The organism is Paucilactobacillus suebicus DSM 5007 = KCTC 3549 (assembly GCF_001434475.1).
Classification (GTDB): domain Bacteria; phylum Bacillota; class Bacilli; order Lactobacillales; family Lactobacillaceae; genus Paucilactobacillus; species Paucilactobacillus suebicus.
The window spans coordinates 1-10252 of record NZ_AZGF01000051.1 but is presented as its reverse complement, the minus strand read 5'-3'; the positions used below and the strand labels follow the sequence as shown (position 1 = coordinate 10252).

Sequence of the window (10252 nt, the reverse complement as noted above, 5' to 3'; positions counted from 1 at the left end):
TAACCGTTGCACCAAGTGATCCAAAGACGACAACGGATAGTATTGATCCAAATGATCCAAATAGTATCAAGTATCCCGCCGGCATCGATGATTCAGATCTTAATGAAACTGTTACCCAGACGATTCACTATTTAGATGACAATGGTAATGAGATTGCATCAGATCATGTTCAAACGTTGCACTTTGCGCGGACAGCAACGGTTGATTATTCAACGCTAACAAGTGAAGGGCAACCAACCGTTACTTACAGCGATTGGACCGCAACTGATGGTGATACATTTACCTCAGTTGCGTCACCAGTTATCGATGATATGACTACAGATCAAGCAACTGTCGCAGCTATGGTTGATAGTTATCCAGCACCTGTAGATTTAGATGTATTCTACGTTGCTACTAAGCAAGAAGTGACACCATCAAATCCTCATGAACCCGGGACGCTTGTTAACCCTAATGATCCTGCTGGCCCAAAGTGGCCGTCTGGTGTAACATCATCGGATTTAACAAAGACTGTTACTCAAGTTATTCATTACGTTGATGAAAACGGAAATTCAGTTGCCCCAGATCACACCGCAACCTTGCAATATACTCGTACTGCGATTGTTGATTTCTCAAATCCAGATAATCCAACTGTTACCTATGGACCATGGGTTGCTGTTAATGGAAATGAAACATTTGCTAGTGTTACATCACCATCAATAGATGGGATGAACCCTAGTCAGTCGATTGTTAGTGCAGTCAAAGATGATAATGCTGAATCTAGCGAGATCACAGTTGTATATCACGCAAATGCTGTGGCTTCATCTAACACGCAGTCAACAACGCCTGAAACATCGAACGTAACACCAGCTGTTAAATTAGTGACGAAAGTATCAAATACTAATACGATTTCGGTACCAAACAAATCTTCACAACCTACTAAATCAAGTCAGAATAAACTACCTCAGACTGGCGATAGTCATTCTGACGCTTCAATGATTGGATGGTTGATGCTTGAAGCAAATGTATTGATACTGGCATTTGGAATAAAGCGTCGCAAACGTGACGAAGATTAAGTAGAAAATAGTAATTCAAAAGGACTTGAACCGATAAAATTCGATTTAAGTCCTTTTTTTCGCGCAAAAAAATTGCAGAGTTGAATGATTCTAATAAGGGTAATAAATCTGATAGATTTCACAATTATCCTAATATTTAATAAGTGATAATGATTTTAAACTGAGCACTAAATGCATTGAAAGCACTGGTATTACTGAGTTTCATCATTGATTACAAAAAAGCATAATGAGAAAATGATTAGAAACAAGGCTGGATTTAATTTTATCAATATTGGAGGTTAATTATGGCAAGACAACAATCAAAAATTAAAGAACTAGTTTATATTGGCATTTATACTGCAATCTACTTCCTGGTTGTCTGCATATCAACTGGAGTTCTCAAACTAACAGTTCCAATTTTTAACTCAATTATGATACCGGCACTAAATGCACTACTAGCAGGCGTTATTTACCTAACTGTATTGGATAGAGTGCCGAGATTTGGAGCTTTAACAACCATTGGGATTGTAATGGGAATCTTCTTCTTGATTACCGGTCATTTTCCGATCGCTTTTGTACCAGAGTTGATATTTTCACTATTGGCGGACTGGTTACAACATGGCACCAGGGGTGGAAAGACTAAAATTTATTTAAGTTATACGATCTTCAGCTTTGGTTTAACGGGACCAATATTACCGTTGTGGTTTATGAAACAAGCATACATAAATGAATTAGTTAGTAGAGGCAAGGATCAAGCCTATATTAATCATGTTTTCGCAGCGGTCACGAATGTTAGTTTCGTGATTAGCATGGGATCAATCGTTGTTTGCAGCATTTTGGGCATGTGGATTGCCCAGAAAATATATGATAAACACCTAGCTGGACTCAGAGGAACTCGCTCATGAGGTTTAATCCGCTGACTAAATTGGTAATCATCGTGTTGGCAACTTTTGTTTTTCTGGCCAACGTGTCGTTAATGTACGAAATCGTTTTTATTGTATTTTTAGGAATTCTGTTGTTGATCAATGGTGACCCGTATGCCGCCATGATATACTGGCTGATTTTCAGCCTGCTATTATTGCTGAGCGTCACGGTGTTTAAGAATATTCACGATACGTGGTCAATTATTGGATCATTTCTAATTATTGGCGGACGCAGAATCTTGCCAACCATCATGGCTGCCACCTTTGCAATTAAACATACCCACGTGAGTGAATGGATGCGCTCCTTGCAAAGAATGCATGTACCATTCGATATTATTTTGCCATTGGTTGTCGTTTTTCGATTTTTTCCAACATTAACGGATAATTTAAAAAATATTATTAAGGCGTTACAGTTTCGTGGGTTAATTTCCTCAAAACTAGCATTAATTGTTCATCCGATACGGGCAATTGAGTACGTGTTAATACCCATGATTTCGTCTGCTGACACAGTCGCTTCGGAACTATCTTCGGTGGTGATCACCAGGGGCATCAGTCATCAAGGTATCCATACCAGCATTTTCGGTGACCACTTACGCTTCATCGACTACATTGTGATCACGTCATCAATATTTTTTATTGCGGGGAGGTGGCTTATTGATTAGCCTCCATAAAGTAAATTACAGTCAAAATAAAAATAAGATATTACAAGATATTAATCTCAATATTTGGCCCGGAGAAGTCACCGTTTTGTGTGGTGAAAGCGGCAGTGGAAAATCTTCTGTTTTAAACATTATTAGTGGACTCATTCCTAATTTATACGGAGGAAATGTCACTGGTGAAATCCGGGCACATCACGAGCCATTATCTTTTGATGATTATGCTAGTGAAATCGGCATGGTGTTCCAAAACCCAAAGAGCCAGTTCATTAATCCAGACGTATATTCTGAACTAGCATTTGCAATGGAGAATGTGGGCATGGATCAAAAAACGATGATTCAGAGAATCGACAATGTGGTTAATTACTATCATGCGCAGGATTTATTGAACCGTGCAATGTTTGATCTATCTGGTGGACAACGCCAAATGACTGCGTTAATGAGTGCAACAATGCTGAAACCACCGCTCTATTTACTGGATGAACCATCTAGTAATCTTGACGTCACCGCAATTGAACAATTACGTCGTCAAATTCTTGATCTAAAAAATGAAGGTAGTAGCGTCATTATTGCTGATCATCGACTTTATTATTTAATTGATTTAGCTGATCAATTTGTCGTCATCGATAATGGCCACATAAAGTGTCAAATTAGTCGGCAGGAAATGCGGGAGAACGCAACACTACTAGCTACGAAATACCGTCTGAGAAACCTGACAGCACCGCGGTTAAGGCTTACCAAGACTCGAATTATGCGTAATTTGAGCGATTTGATCACACTTGAAGCTCACAATCTTAAGTTCAGGTATCATTGCCATGAGTCACTAATTGATATTAAGTCATTAGAACTTAGCAACCGTGATGTTATTGGCATTAGCGGAGAAAATGGGGCCGGTAAGTCAACTTTAATTCAATTATTGACGGGGATGATTAAGCACCATGAAGGGACAATTCTATTTAATGGCCAACAACTTTCACGAAAACAACTAGTTAAAAACAGTTTTTTAGTCATGCAGGATGTTCATCTACAACTTTTCTTCGAAACTGTTGAAAAAGAAATTAGTAACGGATCACGGTTGACCGAACAAGACAGGCAGTTATTGGAATCATTGAAGTTAACTAAGCTATTAAAACGTCATCCCCAAACATTATCTGGCGGAGAAAAACAACGGGTAGCGATCGCTACGGCGTTATTGTCTGGTAAAAAGATTATTGTGATGGACGAGCCAACCAGTGGCATGGACTATGGCAATATGCAACGACTAAGCAGTTTGATCGCCCATCTGAAACGAGCGGAAATTCTATTAATTATAGTTTCTCATGACCAAGAGTTTCTAAATATGACGTGCAGCAAAGTGTTAATTATGAATCATGGCCGGATTACGACTGTTGTTACGCCAGATAATATGAATGGAGGAATACATAATGATTAAACGCATTTGGAACTTAGGTGGTCAGCAACGCTGGCGCACATACATTCAAGTTTTATGCCAGTGGTTAAGCGAAATGTTAGTGGTTACAGTTTTAACTGCTGGTGCAGGCCGAGCAATTAGTGGGAGCTGGAGTACACCCTTGCTAATTTGCATTTGTATTCAGTTCATTGTCAGTTTTACCTACCTAATGGTTGGTGCCCCAATTTTGAGTGATCGGTGGGCGTCCGCCGCGAGCAAGGATTTGCAACATCAATTTTTCAAGTACTACCTTAAGCAAGCGTCAACAGATACGACCAAGATGATGAAAATTCTGCATCAAGACCTAGGAACAATTAAACGAATTGCTGTGTTTTACGATACGATTATTCCAACTAGCTTGCAGTTGATTATGACTGGAATTGTCATGGTCGTGACCATTCTATTTATTCACCCATTAACCGTCTTGATCCCACTACTAGGTATTTTTGCTTTGGGCGGCGGCATGGGTTTGCTGGAAGGTCTCGGTGACAAGAAAAACTTTGCATATATTGCTAGTTTTAATCACATGGGACAACGATTTTTAGACGATTTTTTTGGAATGAATAGTTTGATTATGTATCAACGACAGGAACAGTATGCCGCAGACTTTGCTGAGGATTCGGAGAACTTTCGTCAGAAAACGATGGGCGTGTTAGTTTATCAACTGCAAACACTGACGATTATGGACCTTTGCCTGTATGGAGCTTTAGGATGGTTTGTTGTGGCGCAGGGTATGGCAGTTGCCGCTGGTACTTTAAACATTATGAGTGCCGTTTTGATTAGTTCACTGGTCAGCCTTTGGTTAATTGATTTTCGTAAGTTCGGTTATTTTATTCATATTTTTATGTCTACGTTGCCGAAAGTTAAACATATTTTTGAATTGATTGATTATGACACTAATCAGACTAGTAGTGCTAGTGTCGATCTAAAAAAAGCACCACGATTCGTTAAATTAGACGGTTCCGTGGGTTATGCGGATCGCAATATTTTATCTAATGTGACAATTGATTTAGAGATTGGACACGTGGTTGGCCTAGCAGGACCCAGCGGTAGTGGTAAAAGCACAATTGCTAGGACATTGATGAAACAACTACCAATGACAAGTGGGTCGATTACAGTTGATAATACTAATTTAACGGCACTCACACGACAGAGTTGGTGGCGATTTGTGGCCTACTTGGGTCCTGAATCTGTCCTGTTTGATGGATCAATTGAAGATAATCTTTTATTTGGTGTTCATACTGATATTAATTGGGAAAGACAGTTAAAGGAAATGAATCTGTGCCAGTTTGTTCAGGATCTGCCGGATAGGTTCGAAACGGTGGTCGGTGAAAATGGTGCGCGGCTTTCACCTGGTCAACGACAGCAAATTGCGATTGCCAGAGCTATTTTGGCTAATAAACAGGTTTATATTTTTGATGAAATCACTTCTAATATTGATGTTGATAACGCTCGTCAAATTTTGCGGGTCATTAAACAACTGGCTCAATCAAAAATCACGATGCTGATTACCCATCGGCTTGATGACATTGAACAACTTGACGAAGTTTATCTCGTGGATAATGGAAGACTGGTTCATGGAACTCCTGTTGAATTGGCTAATAAAGTCGTGGCGTTTAAACAATTAATTGACGAGCAAAATCAGCTATTGAAGGAGGTGCGCGCCTAATGAAGTTGTTAGTGAGGCTTTTAAGAAATGCCGGCAAGCTGAACTTTATCTTATGCGCTAGTATCCTTTCCGGAACAGTTGCGACATTCTTACAACTGGGAATTATTTTACTAGGGTTTATTTCATTGCTGCACTCATTTCAGGACTTTCCATGGTTAGTAATTATATTATTGGCTGTGATTGGAGGCTTTTGTCGATTTGGCGAACAATATTTGGGACATTTAGTGGCGTTTAAAATTCTGTCAAAGTTTCGTAATTTGACTTATCGAAAGGTGATTCAATTAGCCCCTGCCAAGCTTGATCATCAGCATAGTAGTGATTTATTGAAGGTGATTGACCAAGATATTGAACAAATTGAAATTTTTTACGCTCATACGCTATCTCCAGTCGTCATTGGGTTGATAGTTTCTGCAATTCAAGTCGTCTATTTTTGGACGATCCAGCCGTTGATTGGCATTATTGCATTGATTTCTTATGTCATCGTTGGTGCGATGTTGCCACTATTCAATCAACAATTATTGAAAAAAACAGCAGTTCAACTAAATCGTGTTGACGCCGAGCATCAACGGTTAGCTGCCGAAACAGTCACCGGGAAGTTTGAATTACAACAATATCAGCGAGATCAAGAACAACTGGATAAATTGGATCAGGCCGCTAATGATTATTGGCGGGTCAATCGACGAAAGACGATGAGGCAGGATCAACAGGGGATGTTAATGCAACTGGTACTAGTTCTAGGCACCGTTGCCGTGCTACTGGTTTCCCTTCTCACTCAAGTTTCACTGGTATGGGTCCTTTTATTTCCATTTACATTTAGTCGGGTGCTGGCCCTGGGATCTTTACCAGGTTCGCTATCGGGTGGCTTAGTTGCAGCACATCATCTTTTTGATTTATTTGATGAACATTCAGCAATTGATGATAGTGGGGTTAGTAAAATTGGATCAATTCAGCAGATTCATTTAAATCAAGTTCAGTTCACGTATCCTGAACGCCTAAATGATACAATTTTGCAAGATATTAACTTATCAATTAAAGATGGTGAAAGAATCGGGATCATCGGTCCCAGCGGTGAGGGTAAAAGTACAATTGTTAAGCTGATTATGAGATGGTACGAATCACAAAAGGGCACAATCACAATTAATGAAAACCAAATCACCGATTTAAAGTTGTTTGAATTACGTTCACAAATTAATTATGTACCACAAAATGCACGGATTTTTGAGGGTTCGATTCGGGAAAATTTAAGTCTACGTGATGAACAAGTTACGGATGAAAAAATGTGGCAAGTGCTTGAGTGGGTTCATTTGAATACAACGATTAAGCAATTGCCTGACCAATTGAATACTAAAATTTCAAGTGGTCAAGAATTATTGTCGGCGGGTGAAGCACAGCGACTTGAATTAGCCAGAGCATTGCTTCATGATGGTTCACTATTGATTTTGGACGAACCTACTAGTAACTTGGATGTGCTGAATGAAGCATTAATTTTGAACGCCGTTAAGCAACACTATGACGGGACGGTGGTGATTGTTACCCATCGACGAAGTTCACTAGCAATTTGTGATCGTGTGTTGCAGTTGAATAATGGTCGGCTAAAAGATATGACAAAAAGTAGTTTGAAAACGCAAACAGTCCTATAATGAAGCTAATAAATCTATGCAAGGGACTGATCAGCCATGACAACCACGAATTATGTTTTATTATCGGCAAACCACCGTTACGGAGTAAATTTAAGTCAAATTTTGATGAATCATTTACTAGAAAATGGTATGACGGACAGCGATGGTAAGTTATCTGTGAATTTTGATGTATTCGCAAAGGACATTACCACAGATCTAACATTTGTTCTATTTAACAAACCAGATCAGGTAATCGATTCAATTCAGAAGTTCATCAAAGGTGAGAAGCTGAATGATGATACGATTTTGGGCGTCAGCAACGTTCAAGATCTGCATACAAACGGTGAAGCACGAATCAGTCCAGAGCAGTATCCAGATATTACCTACGAAGCTAATAAAGCTGATGAATTGCGAGCAAAACACAGGATTATTAACGTTGATAGCCAGAATAGTGAGATATATGACTCACTGGTTTTTGCACCCGATGAGCAGCTAAGTGCCAAAATTAATATGGACGATATAAAAAAGGCAATTATTTTTATTGAGGATCAGATTAGAGCTGATATTATTGTCCGCAATTTTTACTTAATTGATAAGTTTAGAAATGTAGAGCCATTTATCACGGAAGTTAGTGAACAGACATCTCGTAAATACTCTGATCAAGCTAAACACTACAAACGAATTTTGAGCTTGGATTCAGTTGAACTAACTCGTGTTAATGATGCAGACCGTAAATTGTATGATCAATACCAGTTTCGTACCCAGCTAAATACTAGCGCAGATCAAGCATTTGAATTGCTAGAAATATAACAACTATTGGTCAAAGTAACGATGTAAAGTGTGATCGTTGCTTTGACCTGTTTTTGTCCTTAATTTTTTCGTAATAGGTGAGTGTAATTCTTGTGAAACTTATCATTTTGATTTAGTCTAATGATATGCACAGCAAATGTTTAACCGGTTACACAAAATTGAACAAAGTAGTTGCTTATTTTTAGTAAGTAGATTATGATAGGTAGCGTTAATTGATTTATATTTCTGAGGAGGAATTTATCGATGAGTACAAAAATTAATGCATCAGACGCAATGATTAAAGTGTTAGAAGACTGGCATGTTGACCACATTTTTGGTTTGCCAGGCGGTTCATTTGATTCAACAATGAACGCTCTCCACAATCGTCAGAAGACGATGAAATATATCCAGGTTCGTCACGAAGAGGTAGGTGCGATTGCCGCTTCTGGTGAAGCAAAGTTAACTGGAAAAATTGGGGTAACATTTGGATCAGCTGGCCCTGGTGCAGTTCATTTGTTAAACGGATTATATGACGCAAAATATGATCATGCTCCAGTACTGGCCATTGTGGCACAAGTCCCTACCTCAATTATGAACACCGATTACTTCCAAGAATTAAATGAAAATCCAATGTTTGAGGATGTTTCAGTTTACAACCGGACTGTCATGACTGCAGAACAGTTACCATTAGTAATTGATCAAGCTATTCGTCAGGCCTACGAAAATTCTGGTGTGGCTGTGGTCACGATTCCAAAGGACCTAGGCTGGACCGAAATTGACGATAATTTTGAATCAACAGCTGATAAGTTTACGTTTACTGACAATTATCCATTACCAAATGAAGATGCTGTTAAGAAGGCTGTTGATATTTTAACTAATGCCAAGAAGCCATTAATTTACTTTGGTGTTGGTGCCAAAAAGGCCGCTAAAGAATTAAAACAGTTATCTGATCAATTGAAGATTCCTTTGATGTCTTCAGCAATTGCCAAGGGCACCTTGCCTGATTCAGATGAAGCATACATGCTAAGTGCTGGTCGTGTGGCCGCCAAAACCGGTGTTGACGCCGCAAGCAATGCTGATGCAGTGCTCTTTATCGGTACGAACATGCCGTTTGCGCCATTCTTTATCAAGCCAGATACTAAGTTTGTTCAAGTAGACGTCAAACCAAGTAACATTGGCAAGCGTCATCACGTTGATGTTGGTATTTTAGCTGATGCTAAAGCTACTCTTCAGGCAATGTTGAAGATCGCCAAACCAGTTGCTTCACGTCCATTCTACGACGCACTGGTTGCGGACAAGAAGAACTGGAACGAATGGTTAACTAAGTTTGTTGACGAAGACAAGACACCATTGAACGTTGATTCTGTCTTTGAACAAATTAATCGAATTGCTGACGACGATGCCATTTTCTCAGTTGATGTTGGTAACGTGACAATTGATAGTTATCGTCTGTTGAAGATGAAGACATCACAAAAGATCACAACGTCTGCATGGTATGCAACGATGGGCTATGGCCTACCAACTTCGATTGCAGCCAAAGAATCATATCCTGATCGTCAAGTATTTTCAATTAGTGGTGACGGTGGTTTCACCATGGTCATGCAAGACATTCTGACCCAAGTTAAGTACAACGAAAAGATTATCAACGTTGTGCTGACCAACAAGTCACTTGGCTTTATTGAAGCTGAACAGGACGATACACCACAACCACATTCAGGTGTTGATTTGATCAACGCAGACTTCGGGGATGCGGCAACTGCACTTGGAGCCAAGGGTTACGAAGTGCACACGTTAACTGAATTGAAGCAAGCCTTCGATGAAGCGAAGAACGCTGATGGTCCGGTAGTAATTGACGTAAAGATTTCAGACGATCGTCCATTACCAGTTGAACAATTAGTTCTGGAAACAGATGCAAACCATACCCAAGCGGATGTGGATGCATTTACGAAGAAATATCGCACTGAAGGGTTGGTTCCATTCAGTCAGTTTTTGAAGGAATTCAAAGTACAATAGTGCGGAACAACACGGGTTGAAGCCGTGGTATAAGAGAGCTACACACATTGATTGTCGGTATTTGACAATTGAGGTTCTTCGTCAAGAAGTACTGATAGAAAA

8 protein-coding genes are annotated in these 10252 nt (G+C 39.5%); all 8 read left to right on the top strand.

Annotated features, from left to right (window positions below; genetic code table 11):
• Positions 1-1052 (top strand): LPXTG cell wall anchor domain-containing protein (locus FD16_RS12950; RefSeq protein ID WP_162255734.1); only part of this gene is annotated, 1052 nt, incomplete at its 5' end.
• 284 nt (positions 1053-1336) lie between these two features.
• Positions 1337-1936, top strand: coding sequence for an MptD family putative ECF transporter S component (locus FD16_RS12075; protein ID WP_010623146.1), 600 nt, complete (start codon positions 1337-1339; stop codon positions 1934-1936).
• Positions 1933-2616: an energy-coupling factor transporter transmembrane component T family protein gene (locus FD16_RS12070; RefSeq protein ID WP_010623147.1), complete on the top strand. Its 684-nt coding sequence runs from the start codon at positions 1933-1935 to the stop codon at positions 2614-2616. Before FD16_RS12075 ends, FD16_RS12070 begins: the two co-directional genes overlap by 4 nt.
• Positions 2609-4042, top strand: a complete 1434-nt coding sequence (locus FD16_RS12065) for an ABC transporter ATP-binding protein (protein ID WP_010623148.1) — start codon at positions 2609-2611, stop codon at positions 4040-4042. The genes FD16_RS12070 and FD16_RS12065 overlap by 8 nt, the downstream gene beginning before the upstream one ends.
• Positions 4035-5729, top strand: a complete 1695-nt coding sequence (locus tag FD16_RS12060) for an ATP-binding cassette domain-containing protein (protein ID WP_010623149.1) — start codon at positions 4035-4037, stop codon at positions 5727-5729. Before FD16_RS12065 ends, FD16_RS12060 begins: the two co-directional genes overlap by 8 nt.
• Positions 5729-7369 (top strand): amino acid ABC transporter ATP-binding/permease protein, encoded by a 1641-nt coding sequence (locus tag FD16_RS12055; protein WP_010623150.1) that lies wholly within the window; start codon positions 5729-5731, stop codon positions 7367-7369. The genes FD16_RS12060 and FD16_RS12055 overlap by 1 nt, the downstream gene beginning before the upstream one ends.
• Positions 7370-7405: 36 nt before the next feature.
• The gene (locus FD16_RS12050; protein WP_010623151.1) at positions 7406-8158 is read left to right on the top strand and encodes a hypothetical protein; all 753 of its coding nucleotides are present in this window, start codon (positions 7406-7408) and stop codon (positions 8156-8158) included.
• A gap of 243 nt (positions 8159-8401) precedes the next feature.
• On the top strand, positions 8402-10150 hold the full coding sequence (gene spxB / locus FD16_RS12045; protein WP_010623152.1) for a pyruvate oxidase: 1749 nt from the start codon (positions 8402-8404) through the stop codon (positions 10148-10150).
• Positions 10151-10252 lie beyond the last annotated feature (102 nt).